We start from the raw sequence: 21008 nt of genomic DNA, 5'->3' as shown, positions 1-21008 counted from the left end.
TGTATGTGCGTATAAGAATTACCTGCACTTCCATTATACGTTTTGGAGGGGGGGATATAGATGTCAGAAATTAAAGTCGGTAAAAATGAATCGCTTGAAAGTGCACTTCGTCGTTTTAAACGCTCCTGCCAAAAAGCAGGTGTTTTATCTGAAGTACGCAAACGCGAACATTACGAAAAACCAAGCGTAAAAAGAAAGAAAAAATCTGAAGCAGCAAGAAAACGCAAATTCAAAGCGTAAGTCAATCTTGGAGGTACAGCATGTCCTTAAAAGATCAGCTTAAAACAGATATGAAAGAAGCTATGAAAGCTCGCGAAGCTGGTAAAGTAGCTCTTTCAGTCATTCGCATGGTAAATAGCGCCATAAAAAATGCAGAAATCGATAAGAAAATTGAATTAGAAGATTCAGATATTATCGCTATCTTAGCGAAAGAAATGAAAATTCGTCAAGATTCTTTAGCTGAATTTGAGAAGGGTCATCGTGATGACTTAATTGCTCAAGTAAAAGCTGAGATGGAAGTATTAGCAAAATATTTGCCTGCCCAATTAAGTGAAGAAGAAATTCGTCATATTGTGGTAGAAGCGATTTCCACCCTAACTGCGCCAATTAAGATGGGTGACCTTATGCCATTGGTAATGCCAAAGACTAAGGGTTGTGCAGATGGCAAGTTAGTCAATGCGATTGTCAAAGAAGAACTTGCAAAAGTCAACTAATTAGTTGACAGACTTATTTGATTATGTTACTATAATCGCATAATATAATATTAAGTCAATGAGGACTCTAAGAAACATTGTTTCTTGGAGTCTTTTTGTTTATTATGAGGAGGTTTATCATGAGCAAAGAATTATTATATTACATTCCAGCAGGTCAATATGGTAAAGAAGGAGTTCTTGCCTTATTAGAACAACATCCAGAAATTCGTTTTGTGTCTTTAGTAGGGGTTGACCTTGCTGGTAATGATACAGATGAAAAAATTCCAATGGAGCAATTCTTTGACGATTATGAATCTTTCTTTGAAGGTCGTGCGGTACAAACAGATGGTTCTTCCGTTGTGTTGACAAATATTGCCACATTAAATAATGCCCGTGTAGATATGTGGGGCGATCCAAGTGTTAACTGGTTTGTAGATTATAACTATGAACATATTGATGAAGAGACTGGTAAACCGACAGGTACACTTCGTATTCCAGCTTTCTTAAAACATTGTGATCGCTATGTAGACTCTCGCTCTATTTTAAAACGCAGTTGTGAATATGTTAAAGATGAATTGATGAAACTATTACAAGCTAATCAAGTAAAAGGTATGGAATTCATCGATGCTAATGAAATTGCTGATGTGATTTTTACATCTGCTACAGAATTAGAGTTCTGGGTAAAAACTCCGTCTAAAAACGTAGATGCGAAAGCCTTATCTGTATCGCAAAAATTACAAGAACAATATTGGCAACGTACACATGGTTCTGTTCGTACTGCATTAGAACAAGCAGTGTCCTTATTGGATAAATATGGCTTACATGCAGAAATGGGACATAAAGAAGTAGGCGGTGTCAAAGCAAAACTTGACGATGAAGGTAATGTGGATTGGGTATTAGAACAATTAGAAATTGACTGGAAATACACAAATAATCCATTACAAACGGCAGATAATGAACTACAAGCTCGTATCATCGTTCGTGAAGTATTCCGTGAAAATGGTTTAGATGTAACATTCAATGCGAAACCAATTATCGGTGTAGCCGGTTCTGGAGAACATACACATTTCGGTGTAATGGTTAAAATGAAAAACGGAAAAGTATATAATTTGTTCTCTCCAGCTGATTTGCGCAAAGAACATGCCAGTCCATTAGCATATGGTGCGATTATGGGTCTTCTTAAACATTATGAAGCAATCAATCCGTTCATTTCCTCCACAACAGATTCCTTGAATCGCTTAAAACCAGGATTTGAAGCACCTGTATGTATCGTTACATCCTTGGGTACAGATCCTGCATTGCCAAGCCGTAACCGTACGATTCTTTGTGGCTTAATTCGCGATGTGGATACACCGATGGCAACTCGTTTTGAATTGCGTTCTCCAAACCCATATACGAATACTTATACTGCATTAGCATTGATTTACTTATCTGCGTTCGATGGTATGAAGTATGTTATCACATCTGGTAAAGCTCCTGAAGAAATTTTAGCAGAATTATCTAAAAAAGAAGGAGAAACTGCTGATTACCTAGAAGCATCTCGTGAATATCGCTCTGAAGTTGACGTGTTTGATGACTTTACGGCAGAAGAACGAGATCGTAAGTTTGGTAAAGCACCAGCTACTGTTTGGGAAAATATTAAAGGATACACGAATCATCCAGAAAAAGTGGCTTCCTTAACATTAGGGGGAGCATTTGATAAAGACTTGATGGACTCTTTTATGGCTGGTGTATTAAATCGTTGGAAACTAGAATTAGCAAATCGTATTGTACCTGCTAATATTCAATTAGTGCGTTCCTTACAAGCTATCCATGATGAAGCAGATGGTTTTGATAGTGCAAACTGGAACAAAGTGAATACCTTGCGCTTATACCTAGCAAAAGATAGTATAGACAGCAAATCTTTATTCACACGTATCACTGGTGCATTGGCGAAAGGTGACTATGATACAGCATCTACATTACAAGTAGAAATGAATGAAAAAGTGCTTGAATTAGAAGCGTTATATGCAGAATATACTCGCAATATTCTATAATAAATATCTATAAAGTATTATCCAATAGCATATTATACGTAACACAATTGTTTTGGAGTTACCTAGATGGGGCAACTCTGTAAAAGAAGAGTTGCGTAAATCTAGACTCATTTACACTTGTCTATGAAAAAGGACTGAACACGAAATCGTGAACAGTCCTTTTTTAATGCATGGATCATAGATTGCTAAAGAAATAAATATTTGATAGATATATAAAATTCTAGTTTGCATAGGATAGATTAAGAGTTTATAAGCGTTCACTACTATTAGGTTCTTTACCATATCGAACCACTAAGACTAAACTGATGACTAAAGCTAAAATGGAAGATGACCATAGGAATAGGTCCATCGATGATTCATGGGACACAATGATCAATCGTATAATAGCAGTTATTCCAATGTAAATAAAGTATCTCAGAGGAAAGTGGAAATTATTTTTAAAATATTTAACCACTAGAGATAAAAATTCAAAGAATAAAAAGAAGTTAATAATTTCTTCCATAAAAGTGGTGTAAGCTATATCTGTTGTAAACAAACCTGGTATTAATGTAACTATATAATAGGCTGTATTAAGGACAGCTACAGTTAATACAATACCGATAGCAAATAATGTACCATTCAGAGCCCACTGAAAAAATGTGGATATGTTTTGTAGAATATGATTCATAGGGACCTTTCCAATAAAAAAGGGTGGAGTGACGAATCACTGCACCCTTATATAGTTAGTACGTAACGATTACACTAATTCTTTTGTTGCTGCTTCTGCTGCATCAAAGTTAACAGCAGATGTTACTTCTGGTACGTATTCTACATAGCGAACTACATCGTCTTTGTCGATAACAACGATACCACGAGATAATAAGCGTAACCCTTCAAGAATGAAGCCATAGTTTTCACCAAAAGAAAGATCGCGGTGATCGGATAATGTTTCTACTTGATTGATACCAGCAGCACCGCACCAACGTTTTTGAGCGAATGGTAAGTCTACAGATACAGTTAATACAACTACGTTTTCACCTAATTTGGAAACGTTTTGATTGAACCAACGAGTTTGTGCATCACATACACCAGTATCCAAAGATGGTACTACAGAGATAACTTTTACTTTACCTGCATAGTCAGCTAATGTTTTTTCGCCTAATCCATTGTCTAATAATGTGAAAGCCGGAGCTTTGTCACCTACTTTAACTTCTTTACCCAATAAAGCGATTGGGTTACCTGCAAATGTTACTACACCTGTACGTTTTTCCATTATATGTTCCTCCTTTAATTACGGAATAATATATTTTGTATATTGATATTATATCATGGTACAATTAAGTTAGTAAATAAACTTTATCGAAAAAAATCGAAATTAATATAAGCGAGGTAGTTATGAAGGGTATTCATTTGTTTCGCCACTTTTTCAAAGAACATTCGTACAAATATATCGTGGGTATTATTTTATTATTAATCATAAACGGACTATTCCTATTAGTTCCTACTTGGATGGGGGAAGCTATCAATACATTATATGTGGGTAAAGATGGAATCTGGAACTATGTAGGATTATTCATTGCCCTAGGACTTGTTGTCACATTTCTAAAATATATTTCAAGACATATGCTGTTGGGATCTATTCGAAATTTTGAGTTTTATCTACGAAGAGAATTATTTCACCATGCATTACGTATTCCAACTTCCTATTACGATGAGCATGGACCAGGAAAAGTAATGGCATTAATGACAAATGACGTTACGTCTTTACGGGTTTCTCTTGGCCTAGGGGTGATGTTATTTGTAGATGCTATCTTTTTTGGGGTCATTGCATTTTGTATATTAGTACAAAAAATGTCTTTATGGCTAGCTGTGGTAACGATTTTGCCTATGCCGTTCATTGTAGCTGGTATGTTGCAATTATCTAAACGATTACGTAGATGTCAAAAAGAAGCACAATCTTCCTATAGTGATGTTACAGAATATGCACAAGAGCTGTTCTTAGGAATGGCTGTTATTCAAGCTTTCAATAAGGAGTACAGAAGTTGGAAACGATTCACTGCTGTGAATGAAATAAATTATAATAACAATTTGGAAGTGGTAAAGATAGATTCTTTGTTAACTCCTTTAACTTATATGGCACCATTTGTTTGTTATGCCTTGAATATGTATGTGTGTGGGCAAGCTATTATTCAAGGTAATCTGACAGTTGGTGAATTTGTTGCATTAAATGGGTATGTCATGCTGGTGATAGGACCGATTATGGCGATTGGATCCTTGACGGCTGTGTTACAAAAAGGGATGGCTTCCTTGGAACGGATGGTGGACTTTTTTGATCTTCCTCAGGAAGAAATACAAACAGATGTCCAAACCTTGGCATTGGAAGATATTACTATCAAACACTTAGATTTTACGTATCCATCTAGCAAAGAACCTATTTTGAAAGATGTTACTATGCATATTCCTAAGGGCTCTTTTATTGGCATTGTCGGTGGTCCTGGATCAGGCAAATCTACGTTGTTCAAACTCTTGCTAGATATTCAACATGCACCAAAAGGTTGTATATATTTTGGAGATACGGATATTCAAGAGATTCCTGTAAGTACGTTGCGGCGCAGTATTGCCTATGCACCGGCTACGCCATCTTTGTTAAGTGTAAGCATACGCGACAATATTCAGTTTGGCTATAGTGATGAAAATAGGCATACTCTCTCTATTGAAGCGGCCGCAGAACGAGCTGGTTTATTCAGAGATTTAGAAGAGCGCATTGAAGGGACACGTAAACATGATAGTCTAGGAGAAGGTGGAAGTGATGTATCCGGTGGACAGCGCCAACGCATTTCTTTAGCAAGAGCCTTTTATAAAGAAGCTCCTTATATGTTATTAGATGATGCATTTTCTGCTTTAGATGCGCATAGTCTTTCACATATTTTAGAAACATTGCGTACACATACGGATCAAACTATTCTTTGTATTTCACAGCGGTTGGAAGCATTGAGAGAAGCAGATTGTATTTATGTGTTCCATGAAGGGCATATTATAGAGTCAGGCACACATGATGAATTAATAGCTAAAGAGGGTATGTATCATCAATTAGCGATGCTACAACGACGAGGAGAAGGTCATGAAGAGTAAGAAGAAAACTGATTATCATGTGCTGCTACATCTTAGTACGTTTATGAAACCCTATATTGGATATATGTGTCTTGGCGTTTGTATGCTAATTCTTGTATTAGGAGTACAGCTTGTTCGTCCTGTTATTATGAAAGAATTTATAGATGTAGGTATAGCTACTAAAGATATGGGGCTCATCACGAACTATGCTGTCATATACATTGGTGTCATCCTATTTGGTATGGTTGCTTTAGGTATAGAAAACTATGCATTACAAAGTTTTGGGCAACGAATCATTTATGATATTCGAAATAAAATTTTTTCTAATATACTGGCCATGGGACCTAGAGAATTTTCTTCCTATCCTGTAGGAAATCTTGTCACTCGTGTCACGAATGATACAGAGTCTATACGCACATTATATACTGAAGTATTAGTTAAAATTAGTAGTAGTATTTTTCAGATCATAGGCATATTAGTGTTTATGTTTTGGATCGATACAACATTAGCTTCGATTATACTATTGTTGATGCCAGTATTTACGGGGATTATATTTGTATATCGCAAATACGCTAGAAAAGCATTTCGCGGCGTACGTAGCAAAGTAGCTGCATCTAATACATCGGTTCAGGAAATGTTGAATGCCATTTTGATGATAAAAACCTATGTGGGAGAAGTCATCATGGAAAAAAGTTATGATCGTGTGAGCCGTGAGTTTTTGCAGGCCGGTCTATTTGAAGTCAAAACATTTGCTATTTTTAGACCGATTGTGGATGGATTATTTTTTGTTGCTCTGATTGCTATATTTACAGTGACGGGGTACTTTGATTCTATTACGGAAGCAGGTACAGTATTTGCTTTTCTACAATATATCAATCGTATTTTTGAACCTATTAAAGAGATTGCAGAAAAATATGGTAATTTACAATCAGCCTTAGCAGGAGCTGAACGTATTATTCCGATGTTAGAAGAAGGTAAGGATAGTGTTGAAGCGACAATTTCTATTCCAGCTGAATTTGATACCATACGATCTATCGAGTTTGACCATGTGTATTTTTCCTATGATGGATCGGATAACTATGTGCTAAGAGATATCACTTGGTCACTGCAAGAAGGTGAGTTTTTAGGTATTGCCGGTCCGTCAGGTGGTGGTAAATCTACGATGATGCAATTGTTATTAGGGTTTGAAACACCCACCAAGGGGACAATTCGTATCAATGGAAAAGATGTACAGGACATGGATCTAAGGGTGATTCGGCAGTCCATTGGATATGTATTTCAAGACTCACATTTATTTAAAGGGTCCATAAAAGATAACATTTCCTTGTTTGATGACGCAGTTTCTTTGGAGATGGTGCAAGCAGCTGCCGAAAAAGCATATTTACATGCATCCGTACAACGTTTAGAAGCAGGATACGAAACGCCAGTAGGGTATCTAGGATCTTTACTTTCACAAGGACAACGGCAATTGTTATCGTTGGCTAGAACACTAGTACAAAATAAGTCGTTGCTAGTATTTGATGAAGCTACTTCAAATATAGACAGCCATACAGAAGAATTATTGCAGCAATCTATTGGAAATATTAAAGGTGAAAAAACTATGATTGCCATAGCTCATCGCTTATCTACATTGCGAGATGCTACTAAAATTATTGTCATCTCAGAGGGGGCCATTGTAGAATCTGGTACATTAGAGGAAGTATTAGAGAATAAAGGATTATTCTATTCTTTATGGAATGCATAGTCGTATATACATAGTCGTGAGTAGAAATCCCATAGTATGTAAGACACACTATGGAAAAATTGATACATCATTGCTAGTATTACTAAATTAGAAAGGCACTTATGGAAGAAATTATTTCAAGAGATAATAAAAAAATCAAACATATTTTGCAACTATATAAAAGAAAGTATAGAAATACACATAAGGAATTTGTAGCTGAAGGAATTCGTGCTGTCATGGACATGTTACCTACCGGAACAATCCGCTATGTCATTGCCAATACAGAAATAGTAAAAGAGGAACAGTTACAAACTCTGATTACATGCTGTCATACCTATGATGTAGATGTATACTCTATATCTAGTAGCATATGGAAAAGTATTGAGTCAACAGTGCATGGGCAAGGTGTGTTGGCAGTTGCATGTCAAAAAGAAAGTAGGCTACATGATTTTAATGTAGTGCCTGACGGACTGTATATCTTACTGGATGGCGTACAGGACCCAGGTAATTTAGGAACATTGATACGTACGGCTGTTGCAGCAGGTGTAGATGCTATGTTCTTAACGTCTCATACAGTAGATATCTATAATGAGAAGACAGTACGCAGTACAATGAGTGGGCTTTGCAAAATTCCTATTTACAATAATTTGGAGTTCCGAGATATCCAGTCCTTACTAGCCAATACTTCAATGACGGTGTATGGAACTGTATTAGAAGATAGCATTAGTTATGACGTTCCCGACTATGAAGGACCGACGATGATTGTATTGGGGAATGAAGCAAATGGTATTAGTAAAGAGCTATTACAATTAGTACAACAACGTATTTCTATTCCTATGTATGGTCCTATGGAATCGTTGAATGTTGCTATAGCTGGAGCTTTGTGCATGTATAAAGCACAAGAAGTAAAAAAATGTCTATCCAAATAGGTATGATTCTGGTAAAATAATACATATATCCATTTAGTGTGTACAGGAAGGTAACTATGAAACGTCTTATTGTCAACGCAGATGATTTTGGGCTACATCCCCTTATCAATGAAGGGATTCTTGAAAGTCATCAAAAAGGGATTGTTACTAGCACATCTTTGTTAGCTTCTGGTGAAGCATTTGATGATGCTATCATGCTAGCAAAAGAAACAGAAACATTAGGAGTGGGCATCCATATTTGCCTTGTCGGTGGATTAGCGCCTGTAAGTGATCCAAATGAAGTATCTAGTTTATTAGTGAATGGTAAGTTTCCAGAAACACATACTGAATTTATGAAACGCTTATTTACTGGAAAAGTAAATGGGCAAGAATTGCGCAAAGAGATAGAAGCCCAGTTTAATAAAATTATGAGTACTGGTGTTGCTATTACACATATAGATGGACATCAGCACATGCATGTATTGCCACAAGTATTACCGATTGTAGCGGAACAGATGAAACGATATGGTATCAATAAGATACGTATGCCTGATGAAAGTCCATTTCTATGTAATGGAGTGAGATCCATTGGTCGATGGATTGGCAAAGTAGGATTAACGACATTAACACAACAAGCCTATACAACATCTCGAAATTTAGGTTTTTCATCTCCTCTTTATTTCTGGGGAATGATGAATGGGGGACAGTTACATGAGGATGCGTTGCTGGGAATTCTGTCCAAGGTTTCCAAGAAACACGGTGTACATGAAATTATGACTCATCCAGGAAAGGACAATAGAAGTCTTAATGCATTATATCCATGGGGCTACCATTGGGATGAAGAGCGATGGGCTATGACGTCATCAAGAGTGAAAGAATATCTATCTGCTAATGAGATCAGTCTTATTCATTATGGACAATGGAACGAAGGAGATCGTCCATGACTACGATGGCTAAAAGAGGTATATTGATTGGACTTTTGCTACTCATCGTTTCAGGAGCAACTATTTATTTCACCATTGATCTTGATTCAATAAGTACATTGGGGACTTTTAATCTTACCTCATTAGCATTAGCAGGACTTGCGTTAGTAATGGGAATGTACTTTGATGGGTTGCGCTTGCAACGATTAGTTCGAATGGGTGGATATACATTGCCATTAATAGCTATTTTGCGAGTTATCTTTGGTAACTATTTTATGGCTATGTTGACTCCTGGTGCTAGTGGTGGTGCTGTAGCACAAGCTTTGATATTGCGATCTTATCAAGTGCCTATTGGAAAGGCGGCGCCTATTGTATTGGTAAGAACTGTATTTTCTATATTATTTCTTATTGTTATGTTGCCCATTATTTTACTTACAGATCCTATTGAAATCCCTTATATTACAAATACACAATTACTTTGGGCTTCTGTATTTGTAGTTATTTCAACATTTATGGGAATGTATCTGTTACAAACGCGTTTAATGAAACATCTTGTGGCATGGCTTTCAAAAGTCACAAAAAAAGGAAATGCCAAAGCGTGGTTGCTAAAACTAGACGAATTTAATAGTGGATTAAGCTTATTATATGCAAACCCTATTCAATCTTTGATTGTATTTGTTGAATCTGGTCTTAGTTTACTCTGTTTATATGCAATTGCACCGGCATTGATGTATGCATTTACTACAGATATAAGCATTGTTGAAATATTGAATCGAATGATTTTATTAAATTTAATTTTATATTTTGCTCCCACCCCAGGAGGCACTGGAGTAGCTGAAGGTCTATTTGTCTATTTATTTGCTGCTTTTTTACCTGTTGGTACTGTGGGGCTAGTTGCGGTGGCTTGGCGGATTGTTGCTGAATACATTCCATTCTTTGTTGGCATGTATTCCGTATTTACCTTATATGGTCAACATATTGCAAGTTCTGTGTCCACAAGTAGTGAAGAGGTGTAGTTATGGCTGCAAAAGGAAAAAAAGACAAATTTTATTTAGTGAACGAAGTGATTTTACCAGAGGCAATTAAAAAGACGATTAAAGTAAAATCTATTCTTCAATTAGGGGAAGCAAAAACGATTAATGAAGCTGTTGAAAAAATGGATCTAAGTCGTTCTGCCTATTATAAATATAAAGATTATGTATTTCCTTTTTATGAGCTTTCACAGGGGAAAATTGTGTCCATTAATGCATTAATTTCAAATGAATCTGGCATGCTATCCAATATATTGCGAATCATTGCTGATCATAATGGAAGTGTATTAACAATCAATCAAAATTTACCATTACAAGGTGTGGCTCATGTGAATATTTCTTTTGAAACAAAGGAATTGACGTTACCAGTAGAAGATGTATTGCACGAAGTTAGACAATTAGACGGAGTTATAAAGGTAGAGCTAATTGGTCAGGCCTAGTGCTCAAGGAGATAAAGAATGAAGCAAGGCGTAAAGATTGCCCTATTGGGTTTTGGTACAGTTGGTCAAGGTACTGTTGAATTGTTGACCACAAATTTGGAAGTGATTCAACATCGCATCAATGTTCCAGTCATTGTGGACAAGATTTATGTTAGAAATCCAGATAAATATAGTCATGTAATATTGCCTAGTACAGCAAGTTTTGTGACAGATTATAAAGAAATTTTGCAAGATCCATCTATAGATATTGTGGTGGAAGTAATGGGGGGCACAACCTTTGCTCGTACTTGTATTGAAGAGGCTATTATTGCTGGTAAGAATATTGTGACTGCGAACAAAGATTTATTAGCAGAAGCTGGCCCATACTTGATGGAATTAGCTAGTAAACATCAGGTAGATTTACGCTTTGAAGCTAGTGTAGCGGGAGCTATACCAGTGATTCGTGCTTTATATGATTCATTTGGAAGCAATCAAGTTTCTGAAATTATGGGTATTCTAAACGGTACCACAAACTTCATTTTGTCCAAGATGAGTGAAGATGGATTAGGGTATGAGGAAGTACTGAAAGAAGCACAAGAGCTTGGATATGCAGAAGCAGACCCTACGTCTGATGTAGAAGGCTATGATGCAGCTCGTAAATTGGCTATTTTAGGCTCTATAGCATTTAATAAACGTATCTTTTTTGAAGATGTAAGTTGTGAAGGTATCACAAAGATTGATGCCAGTGATATTCAGTTTGGTAAAGAGTTTGGCTATACGATTAAACTATTGGGTATTGCGAGAGAAACTAAAAAAGGCCTGTCTTTAAATGTACATCCTGCATTCATTGAAAATACACATCCATTGGCTTCTGTACGAGGATCTTTCAATGCTGTCTTCTTGCGTGGCAATGGGTTTGATGATGCTATGTTCTATGGTCGTGGAGCAGGTAGCCTTCCGACAGGAAGTGCCATTGTCAGTGATGTCATGGAAGTAGCTCGTAATGTAGCTCAAGGCAAAACAGGGGAAATGAGACAATTCTATTACCCACAAAAAACAATGTATAATTCTAGTAAAATTGAGTCTGCCTACTATATTCGTATGACAGTAGATAATTCTACGGGAGTGTTGGCTAAGGTAGCTACTAAACTTGCGGAACAACGTATCTCGGCGCATTCTGTAATTCAACGAAAAGCTGATAATGATACAGCTACATTAGCAATTATTACTTCTAAGTGTCCACATGCATATATACAAAATCTAATCGATTCGTTCAATCATTTACGGGTAGTACGAGAAGTAGGTAGTGTTATCCGCATCATGGTAGAATAAGGAGTTTTCATGAAATCAATTACGGTACAAGTACCGGCTACAAGTGCCAATTGTGGTCCTGGATTTGATTGTCTAGGTGTAGCATTAAACTTATATAATTTATTTACATTTGAACCTGACGCAGAGGCTACGTCTAATACATATACCTTTGAGGGTTTTGGAGCCGACTTGCTAGAGCAAGAAGACCATAGTCAAAACTTGGTGGGAATTGCTATGGAGCGGGTCTTTAAAGAAGTACATGCTAAGCCTGTATATGGTCGCATCCATTCCAATACGCAAATCCCTCCATCTAGAGGTTTGGGTAGTAGTTCTACGGCGATTGTAGGTGGATTGCTGTTATCCAATGCTTATTTAAAAGAACCGTTGTCAAAAGATGAGTTATTGTTAATCGCTAATGATATGGAAGGTCATCCCGATAATGTAGCGCCAGCTATTATGGGTAATTTAGTATGTGCAGTAGGTAGTAATGACACGGTGTTTCACTCTCATATTGATGTACCAAGTAATTTGACATTTGCAGTAGTAGTACCAGAAGTTATTGTAGAAACATCGTACGCAAGAAGTGTATTACCAAAAGAGTTAAGTTATAAAGAGGCTGTGGCCAATGTAGGGTTTGCTACATTATTTGTTGGATCTATGATTCAAAATCGCATGGATAATTTATCCGTCGCATTACAGGACTACCTGCATGTGCCGTATCGTAAAACATTAATTCCGTATTGTGATGATGTATTTACAGCAGCCAAAGAACATGGAGCTTACGGGTCTACCATAAGTGGCTCAGGTTCTACTCTAATTGCGTATTGTTCTCCAGAACATGCGGTTACTATTGCAGATGCAATGAGCTCCGTATTTATGGAGCATGATATCGACTGTAGACGCTTTGTATTACATGCTGATCGAGAAGGCGCTAAAGTCGTTAAAATTAAATATGAATAGAAAAATTCATGAATCTTTTAATATTTATATGCTATACTTTAAGCATATATATTCTATGAAATAAGTAGGAGGATACATGAATACTATAAAAACAGCAGCTTTATTAGCTTTAATGACAGGGCTACTGATGGTAGTGGGACAACTAGTCGGTGGTCACTCTGGCATGATACTCATGTTTTTTATTTCTTTAGGGATTAACTTTTATACGTATTGGAATTGTGCATCTATGGTGTTAAAAGCCTATGACGCTATAGAAATTACACCTCAAAATAACCCAGCAATTTTTCAAGTTGTGCAAAAGTTAGTCACTCAGGCTAATCTACCGATGCCTCGCGTATACTTAATTCAATCCGATGTACCAAATGCATTTGCTACGGGCAGGGATCCAGAACATGCAGCAGTGGCATTGACAACTGGCATTATGAATTTGCTAACTGTGGATGAAATCGAAGGTGTGTTAGCTCATGAATTAGGTCATGTGAAGCATAGAGATATATTAATTAGCACCATTGTTGCTAGTATGGCAGGATTCATTGCTATGGTAGCCAATATGTTGCAATGGACGGCGATATTTGGTGGAAACGATGAAGAAGGCAATAGCAATCCATTAGCATTAATTGGAACTATTATCTTAGCGCCACTGGCAGCTACATTAATTCAGATGGCTGTATCTCGTTCTCGTGAATATGCAGCTGATATGGAAGGAGCCATCATTAGTCGCAAACCTTTATCATTGGCATCTGCCCTTGCTAAAATCGAACACTATGCGAACTATGGTTCTTTACCATCTCAAAATCAGGGGCAAGTTTCTGCTACTGCGCATATGTTTATCATTAATCCTTTAAGTGGACTTTCATCCACCGTGACTCAGCTATTTAGTACGCATCCAAGTACAGAAAGTCGTATCCAACGACTACGTGAAATAGCAAGTCGTATATAAAGGGTGCTTAGGCACAGTATTCATTACAGAAATCGTAAGGTTTCTTACATTCTAAGGAGGTATACTATGGCAAAAGTGTACACAAAAACAGGTGATGCAGGTTCAACTGGTTTATATACTGGTGAACGTGTAGGGAAGGCATCGCAACGAGTATGTACGTATGGAACAATTGATGAAGCACAAGCATTTTTAGGAGTAGCACGTGCATATTCAGACAAAGTTGTTGTACAGGAAACTTTGTTGCAACTGGAAAAAGAATTATGGATGATTATGGCTGATATTTCTAGTTTAGGCCAAGAAGCAACGATTACAGAAGAACATGTAGTCAACCTGGAGCAGATTATTGATAGATTTGATGAACAATTAGAACCATTGTCTAAATTTATTCTTCCAGGAGATAGTAAAACATCAAGCTTCTTGCATTTGGGTCGGACCATTGTTCGCAGAGCAGAACGTGATCTATGGAAGCTAGGGGAAACAGAAGAGATACACATGTCTAACGTAAGGTATTTAAATCGATTATCTGATTTGTTATTTATCTTAGCTCGTGTAGAAGATGAAGTAAAATAAATTAAAAAATACATGTCGGGAATGTATGATTTACAATTCCTAGACATGTATTTTTGTTTATCATATGTCATAAGAAATCCACATTTGGTGATATGAAAGTCTTTAGAATATGCTATAATACTATGTATGATGATTTTGGTTTAGTGTTGTACTTCTTGTACATCTACTGTTTTATTTAGCACATCTTCTGGGCTAGGGTAGAAGAAGTAGATTTGATCGATTTCATTTTTGAATTTTTCTCGAATATGAACGGATAATAGTGTTTCAAATTGAATGATATCCGCTGAATCCATTACGGCATCTTCCACTAATACAAATAATTGTGGATCAGCTTTTGGTGCATTTTGTGGTAATCTGTCTGGTGAAAGAGGAACATTTACAATGATACGCACAGAAGCCACATAATTTCCATTTTGATCTTTAATGGCTGCACGATATGTATGTTCCCATAAGGTAGCCATCAATTGGATGTCTAAATTTAATAATTCCATAATTGTCTCCTTTTAGTAATGAATGTATAGTACATATCATACCTGATAAGAGACAATTTTGTATAGGTAGAATATGAAAAATCGTATAATATTTTGCACAGGTGGTGCTAGGAGTGGGAAAAGCGAATTTGCTGAAGAACTCGCACTATCTATTAATGGACAAAAAGGATATATTGCTACAGGACAAGCCTATGATGAAGAAATGAAACATCGCATTCACTTGCATCAAGAGCGTAGACAAGATAGGTGGAAAAATTATGAAGTTCCTTATTATATCAGTGAATATATACATAGTATTTTAGAAGAGTGTTCTGTCATACTGGTAGACTGTTTGACCATGTGGACGACAAATCTTTTATTGCAGGACGGTGAGTTTAGTTCACAAGATGATATTAATCAAAGAGAAGCATCTATTTTGTTGGAAGTTCAGCAAGTGTTAGACTGCGTAAGAAATTATGAGAGTGCTGAAGAAAAAACGATTATTTTTGTAACGAATGAGATAGGATTAGGAATCGTTCCAGAAAATAAATTAGCACGCGTTTTCAGGGATGTGATGGGACGTGTGAATCGCCTCGTGGCATCGCATTCTGATGCTGCATATATGACAATGAGTGGTATAACAATAGATTTGAAAGCATTGGAGGTTACTAACAATGGCTAAGAAAATTATGTTCCAAGGGACAAGTTCAAATGTAGGTAAAAGTATTTTAGCAACTGCCATGTGTCGTATTTTACATAACAAAGGATATAAAACCGTTCCTTTTAAAGCTCAAAATATGGCATTAAATTCTTATGTAACAAAGGCAGGAGATGAAATTGGTCGAGCACAAGTAGCCCAAGCAGAAGCGGCAGGGTTAGAACCTATTGTTCAAATGAACCCTGTTTTATTAAAACCTACAGGCAATCAATCATCACAAGTAGTCTTGATGGGAAAACCTGTCGGTGTATATAGTGCGAGAGAATACCACACAAAATATTCATTAACGGCCTTAGATAAAGTGAAAGAAAGTTTACAATATTTAGATGAAAACTTTGATATGATTGTCATTGAAGGGGCTGGGAGTCCTGCAGAGGTAAATTTAAAAGCTAATGATATCGTCAATATGCGCGTTGCTAAACTAGCCAATGCTCCGGTTATGCTCATAGCAGATATTGATCGAGGGGGCGCTATTGCATCGGTAGTGGGCACGTTGGAACTACTAGAGCCAGATGAGCGGGATCTTGTGAAAGGTATCATCATCAATAAATTCCGTGGAGATGTAACACTATTGCAGCCAGCTTTAGATTTTATTGAGCAAAAGACTGGAAAAAAGGTTGTTGGTGTGGTGCCAGCCATTGAAAACTTAGACATTGACGAAGAAGATTCAGTGGCTTTGGAAAGTAAATATAGAGGCGTGGCAAAAGAAATTACCATTGCGGTTATGCAAACACCTAAAATTTCTAATTTTACAGATTTTGATGCCTTAGCGTACGAACCAGATGTATCTGTACGATTTGTCAAACAAGGGGAACCTATTGGGCATCCAGACATGATTATGTTACCTGGGTCTAAAAACACATTGGCAGATTTGTCATATTTACAGGAACATGGATACGCAGAAGACATACAACGTCTTGCTGCTGCTGGTGTACCGGTCATTGGTATCTGTGGTGGCAATCAAATGTTAGGTGAAATGTTATATGATCCAGAAGGTATTGAAGGTGATATTCCTGAATTACAAGGACTGGGACTATTGCCTACAGCTACTACAATGAAATCAGAAAAGTTGACACATCAAGTCTCTTTTGATGTGGAAAATTTATCCTTTTTAGGTATCAATTATTCCGGCAAAGAGTTAGTTGGCTATGAAATTCATATGGGGGATACACAACCAGTTGGAGCTGGCCAGCGGTGCTTCCATATCCAAAAGAGAAGTGATACAAAAGTTGATGTCATTGATGGATTTGTTACAAGTAATGGTCAAGTTTTGGGAACTTATATCCATGGTATTTTAGATAACGATGAGTTACGTCGTTCCATTCTTAATGCATTACGCGCTAAGAAAGGGTTAGAACCATTGGATATTGTATTCCGATATTTTGAGCATAAAGAAGCTGCTTATAATCGCTTAGCTACGATTGTAGAGGAGCATTTAGATATGGAATATATTAACTCCCTATGGGAGCAAAACTAATGGAATGGATTACGCACCATTTGGTGTATGCCATACCTTTAGTAGCATTTCTATTAGATTCACTATTGGGTGATCCTAGAAGCAAATTTCATCCAGTTGTGTTGATGGGAAATTGTATTTCTTTTTATGAAAAGCTATTGTATAAAAAGTCGGCCACACCAACCCAACAAATTTGGGAAGGTATATCGACGGTCTTATTAGTCTTAATGACAGTGATAGGTGTTGTCACAGGCATACTATTTATAGGTGGTACAATTCATCCTATTTTATACTTCATCGTTTCCATACTATGTGTCTATATATCAATTAGTCCTCGGTGTTTAGCAGAAGCAGGCGTTGAAATAGCTCGATTACTGCGTAAACAAGACATAGGAGAAGCACGCCGTAAGGTAGGCTGGATTGTAGGTAGAAAAACAACTGATCTAGATGAAAGTGAGATTACTCGTGCTACCATAGAGACCATTGCAGAGAATACTGTAGATGGAATTATTTCTCCTTTATTTTGGTATATCCTATTAGGTCCTTGGGGTGCTATTGGGTATCGAGCTATTAATACAATGGATTCTATGCTGGGCTATAAGAATGAAAGATACTTATATTTTGGACGCTTTGCTGCTCGTCTTGACGATGTAGTTAATTATATTCCAGCCCGCATCACATGCGTTTTATTTATTATAGCGGCATGGATTTATGGCAAAGACTGGAAGTATGCAGCAACTATTGCGAAGCGAGATGCTTCTAAACATCCAAGTCCCAATGGAGGATACGCTGAAGCACCAGTAGCGGGAGCTTTGCATATCCGCTTAGGTGGGTATAATGTATATCATGATAAGGTAACATTTCGAGAGTATATGGGTGACCCTATACAAATCATGAAAGGACGTCATATTTATCAAACCATATATCTAATGTATACAGTGTCGATACTAGGTATACTTATCACAATGGCAAGTAAGTATCTCATTAATCAATGGTAGGTGTATATGAAAGGATTTTTTGTAGGATTGCAATTTTTAACGCGTTTAAAGATTGTAAATCAAACAGAATGGAAGGTTGAAGATTTTGGCGCTTCGGTGACGTATTTTCCATTAGTAGGATTAGTCATTGGTGCCTTTATGTGGGGAATATATGCATTGGTACATCCGTATATTCCAGTATCTTTGTTGATGTTGTTACTAGTGATCTTTGAGTTTCTCTTCACAGGTGGTCTTCATGCAGATGGATTTATGGATACCTGTGATGGTTTATTTTCTGGACGAGACCGAGAACGTAAATTAGAAATTATGAAAGATAGCCGTGTAGGTAGTAATGGTGTAGTAGGCTTTGTATTTCTAACATTGTTAAAATGGCAATTACTAGTCAATGTGTCAGAAGCATTTTTGCCTACTATATTGTTGACGATGCCTATACTGAGTCGCTATACTATGGTCATTAGTATTCAAAATTTCCCATATGCTCGACCAGAAGGGATCGGGAAGTTTTTTGCAGATAATGCTCCTACCTATGCAGTATGGGTAGCAACACTATTGGCATTACTTCCCGTCCTATATTTTCAGTGGGTGTATGCATTTTTATTTGCAATCGCACTTCTGTGCAATTACATTCTTAATTCCTACATTACAAAGCATTTAGGGGGAACTACTGGTGATACGTATGGCTTTGTCTGTGAATTGTCAGAAGTATTTTTAATATTGTTCACTATCATTTGGTCTATCGTGTAATAGAAAGGAGGATATAGGATTGGCGTATTATGTACGAACACCTGGAACTTGTGGTGAATTTATACAAGGGTCCATTCAAGGACAACGGTTTTTAGTAACTTGTCCCATAAATCGGTATTCTTATGCTATTAGCGATGTTCAACATCCGCTGCCTATATCTTCTGTATCTTTGCAGTCTAAAGCATATAAGGCTTATCAATCTGTGAAGAAACTATTAGGTGTACCAGATCATGTGGATACTCCTATTTATTTACACTCCGATATTTTACAAGGAAAAGGGTTGGCATCTAGTAGTGCAGATATCAGTGTAGTAGCTATGGCTACTGCACTTTCTTATGGATATACTCTTTCTATGGATGAACTTTCTAGTCTCTGTTTATCTATTGAGCCTTCTGATGTGCCTTTTTATCAGGGAATTGTACAATTTGATTATATTCAGGGCGCCTGCTGTGATGTATTGGGAACTTGCCCTCCAATGCGTATAGCCATATTTGATGAAGGTGGCACAATTGATACGATTCAATTTAATCATCAAAAGAACTTACCGCAATTGATCGATGAAAAAGAAGAGTTTATGGTAGAAGCTTTAGCAAAGTTCAAAGAGGGTATACAAACACATAATGTTAAGTTAATTGGTGAAGCCTCTACCATTAGTTCTTTTGCGAACCAACGAATATTACATAAGGCTAGTTTATACGATTTACATCAAATTGGAGTAGCCTGTAATGCAATAGGCACAATTATCGCGCATAGTGGGACCATATTAGGATTGTTGTTTCCCCCTGACTCACCTAGCATTGGTCATTGCATTCAGCAAGTGCGAAGAGAATTACCTACTGTAACCTATATCGATACAGTGGAAACTACTAATGAAGGTATTACATTTATGCAACGATAAGGACGTAGGAGGTACGTACTATGAAAACAGTAAATGTTCATGGAGGTAATGTACATAAAGCTAGTCGTAACATGGGAACTTCTCTGGAAAATATACTTGATTTTAGTGCTAATATAAACCCTCTTGGCATGAGTCCTGAAGGAACGGAATCTATGAAAAGACATTTTGAAGAAATTATTCATTATCCGGATCCTGATTTGCATGGTTTGACTAGTACACTTAGTAGAGTATGGAATATGCCAGAGTCATACATTGCATTGGGTAATGGGGCGGCAGAGTTGATTTATGGAATTTGTAGATTGTCCAATATAGATACTGTCTATGTTCCAGCACCTGGGTTTTCAGAATATGCACACGCAGCGAATTCTTGTGGATTACAAGTTAAAGAATATTCATTAACCTATGATGCGCAGCAACATACATTTACGTATAATCTGGATCTATTGATTGACACGATGAAAGAATGCACACGATCTATCGTATTCATTGGTAATCCTAATAATCCGTGTGGAACATTATGGACGGATAGAAGTGAAGCACTATTTCGAGTTTGCCAAGAGAATCATCATTACATCGTGTTTGATGAATCATTTATCGACTTTGTTGGTGATAGCTTTTCTATGCGTGAATATGTAAAGAGATACGAGTATTGTGTGGTAGTTCATTCGTTGACGAAATTTTATGCTGTTCCAGGCTTACGTGTGGGAGCGATGATGGCGCACCCTACCGTGATAGAACAAATCAAGGCATCTATCCCTACATGGTCGGTGAATCATTTAGCGCAAGTATATGGGAAAGCAGCTGTGTTAGATAGAGCATATATAGAATCTACAAGAGAGTTTCTTGGTAGAGAAAAAGAGTGGTTGTATACGCAGCTTGACGCATTGAAGGTATTTGAATTGGTTAAACCATCTGTGAATTATATATTGGGTAAATTGGATTCAAAGTATTCTTTTGGAGATTTACAGGATTATTTGTATACTAAATCTATATTAGTACGTGACTGCTCTAAATACAGTACATTAGGGCCTAACTGGTTTAGAATCGCCGTGAAAGATCATGCTGCAAATATTACATTACTAACAGTATTAAAGGAATACTTTCAGAACTATAGGAGATAA

22 protein-coding genes are annotated in these 21008 nt (G+C 36.9%); 19 read left to right on the top strand and 3 right to left on the bottom strand.

Features of this window, described 5'->3' with window-relative positions; all coding sequences use genetic code 11:
* Window positions 1–60: 60 nt before the first annotated feature.
* The 3 genes from rpsU (at window position 61) to EO115_RS01725 (ending at window position 2728) form a co-directional block, all read left to right on the top strand.
* The gene (gene rpsU, locus EO115_RS01735; RefSeq protein ID WP_009353131.1) at window positions 61–240 is read left to right on the top strand and encodes a 30S ribosomal protein S21; all 180 of its coding nucleotides are present in this window, start codon (window positions 61–63) and stop codon (window positions 238–240) included.
* 20 nt (window positions 241–260) lie between these two features.
* A complete protein-coding gene (locus tag EO115_RS01730; RefSeq protein WP_126937272.1) occupies window positions 261–713 on the top strand; it encodes a GatB/YqeY domain-containing protein in 453 nt (150 codons plus the stop codon).
* 119 nt (window positions 714–832) lie between these two features.
* Window positions 833–2728 carry a glutamine synthetase gene (locus tag EO115_RS01725; RefSeq protein ID WP_126937271.1) on the top strand — a complete coding sequence of 632 codons (1896 nt, stop codon included), beginning with the start codon at window positions 833–835 and terminating at the stop codon, window positions 2726–2728.
* 247 nt (window positions 2729–2975) lie between these two features.
* Here the strand turns inward: EO115_RS01725 and EO115_RS01720 are convergent, their stop codons facing one another.
* On the bottom strand, window positions 2976–3395 hold the full coding sequence (locus EO115_RS01720; RefSeq protein WP_164724026.1) for a phosphate-starvation-inducible protein PsiE: 420 nt from the start codon (window positions 3393–3395) through the stop codon (window positions 2976–2978).
* A 69-nt stretch (window positions 3396–3464) separates the two neighbouring features.
* Window positions 3465–3980 (bottom strand): thiol peroxidase, encoded by a 516-nt coding sequence (gene tpx, locus EO115_RS01715; protein ID WP_126937270.1) that lies wholly within the window; start codon window positions 3978–3980, stop codon window positions 3465–3467.
* A gap of 122 nt (window positions 3981–4102) precedes the next feature.
* On the opposite strand from tpx, the gene EO115_RS01710 reads away from it, so the two are divergent.
* The 10 genes from EO115_RS01710 to EO115_RS01665 all read left to right on the top strand — a co-directional run bounded on the left by EO115_RS01710 (window position 4103) and on the right by EO115_RS01665 (window position 14603).
* Window positions 4103–5839, top strand: a complete 1737-nt coding sequence (locus tag EO115_RS01710) for an ABC transporter ATP-binding protein (protein WP_126937269.1) — start codon at window positions 4103–4105, stop codon at window positions 5837–5839.
* Window positions 5829–7562 (top strand): ABC transporter ATP-binding protein, encoded by a 1734-nt coding sequence (locus EO115_RS01705; protein ID WP_126937268.1) that lies wholly within the window; start codon window positions 5829–5831, stop codon window positions 7560–7562. Before EO115_RS01710 ends, EO115_RS01705 begins: the two co-directional genes overlap by 11 nt.
* Before the next feature lie 101 nt (window positions 7563–7663).
* Complete coding sequence (locus tag EO115_RS01700; RefSeq protein WP_126937267.1) at window positions 7664–8470, top strand: RNA methyltransferase; 807 nt, start codon at window positions 7664–7666, stop codon at window positions 8468–8470.
* A 56-nt stretch (window positions 8471–8526) separates the two neighbouring features.
* Complete coding sequence (locus tag EO115_RS01695) at window positions 8527–9393, top strand: ChbG/HpnK family deacetylase (RefSeq protein WP_126937266.1); 867 nt, start codon at window positions 8527–8529, stop codon at window positions 9391–9393.
* A complete protein-coding gene (locus EO115_RS01690) occupies window positions 9390–10388 on the top strand; it encodes a flippase-like domain-containing protein (protein WP_126937265.1) in 999 nt (332 codons plus the stop codon). Before EO115_RS01695 ends, EO115_RS01690 begins: the two co-directional genes overlap by 4 nt.
* A 2-nt stretch (window positions 10389–10390) precedes the next feature.
* Window positions 10391–10843, top strand: a complete 453-nt coding sequence (locus EO115_RS01685) for an ACT domain-containing protein (RefSeq protein ID WP_126937264.1) — start codon at window positions 10391–10393, stop codon at window positions 10841–10843.
* An 18-nt stretch (window positions 10844–10861) separates the two neighbouring features.
* Entirely contained in the window at window positions 10862–12154 is a 1293-nt protein-coding gene (locus tag EO115_RS01680) for a homoserine dehydrogenase (protein ID WP_126937263.1), read from the top strand.
* A gap of 9 nt (window positions 12155–12163) precedes the next feature.
* On the top strand, window positions 12164–13093 hold the full coding sequence (gene thrB / locus EO115_RS01675; RefSeq protein WP_126937262.1) for a homoserine kinase: 930 nt from the start codon (window positions 12164–12166) through the stop codon (window positions 13091–13093).
* Between the two features lie 76 nt (window positions 13094–13169).
* On the top strand, window positions 13170–14033 hold the full coding sequence (gene htpX / locus EO115_RS01670) for a zinc metalloprotease HtpX (protein WP_126937261.1): 864 nt from the start codon (window positions 13170–13172) through the stop codon (window positions 14031–14033).
* Between the two features lie 66 nt (window positions 14034–14099).
* Window positions 14100–14603 (top strand): cob(I)yrinic acid a,c-diamide adenosyltransferase, encoded by a 504-nt coding sequence (locus EO115_RS01665; protein WP_126937260.1) that lies wholly within the window; start codon window positions 14100–14102, stop codon window positions 14601–14603.
* Window positions 14604–14743: 140 nt separating this feature from the next.
* On the opposite strand, the gene EO115_RS01660 is transcribed toward EO115_RS01665, so the two are convergent.
* The gene (locus EO115_RS01660; protein WP_126937259.1) at window positions 14744–15094 is read right to left on the bottom strand and encodes a hypothetical protein; all 351 of its coding nucleotides are present in this window, start codon (window positions 15092–15094) and stop codon (window positions 14744–14746) included.
* A 73-nt stretch (window positions 15095–15167) separates the two neighbouring features.
* On the opposite strand from EO115_RS01660, the gene cobU reads away from it, so the two are divergent.
* Genes cobU through cobD form a run of 6 tightly spaced genes read left to right on the top strand, consistent with a single transcriptional unit; the run spans window position 15168 to window position 21008 of the window.
* Window positions 15168–15755, top strand: coding sequence for a bifunctional adenosylcobinamide kinase/adenosylcobinamide-phosphate guanylyltransferase (gene cobU / locus EO115_RS01655; RefSeq protein WP_126937258.1), 588 nt, complete (start codon window positions 15168–15170; stop codon window positions 15753–15755).
* Window positions 15748–17268, top strand: a complete 1521-nt coding sequence (locus EO115_RS01650; protein ID WP_126937257.1) for a cobyric acid synthase — start codon at window positions 15748–15750, stop codon at window positions 17266–17268. Before cobU ends, EO115_RS01650 begins: the two co-directional genes overlap by 8 nt.
* On the top strand, window positions 17268–18245 hold the full coding sequence (gene cbiB / locus EO115_RS01645; protein WP_126937256.1) for an adenosylcobinamide-phosphate synthase CbiB: 978 nt from the start codon (window positions 17268–17270) through the stop codon (window positions 18243–18245). The genes EO115_RS01650 and cbiB overlap by 1 nt, the downstream gene beginning before the upstream one ends.
* 6 nt (window positions 18246–18251) lie before the next feature.
* Window positions 18252–18989: an adenosylcobinamide-GDP ribazoletransferase gene (cobS, locus tag EO115_RS01640; RefSeq protein ID WP_126937255.1), complete on the top strand. Its 738-nt coding sequence runs from the start codon at window positions 18252–18254 to the stop codon at window positions 18987–18989.
* Window positions 18990–19008: 19 nt separating this feature from the next.
* A complete protein-coding gene (locus tag EO115_RS01635; protein WP_126937254.1) occupies window positions 19009–19887 on the top strand; it encodes a GHMP kinase in 879 nt (292 codons plus the stop codon).
* Between the two features lie 20 nt (window positions 19888–19907).
* Complete coding sequence (gene cobD / locus EO115_RS01630; RefSeq protein WP_126937253.1) at window positions 19908–21008, top strand: threonine-phosphate decarboxylase CobD; 1101 nt, start codon at window positions 19908–19910, stop codon at window positions 21006–21008.

The sequence above is a fragment of the Veillonella sp. CHU740 genome, assembly GCF_003992055.1.
Taxonomy (GTDB): Bacteria; Bacillota; Negativicutes; order Veillonellales; family Veillonellaceae; genus F0422.
Note: the sequence above shows the minus strand (reverse complement) of the source record. Positions and strands in the feature narration are given on the sequence as shown.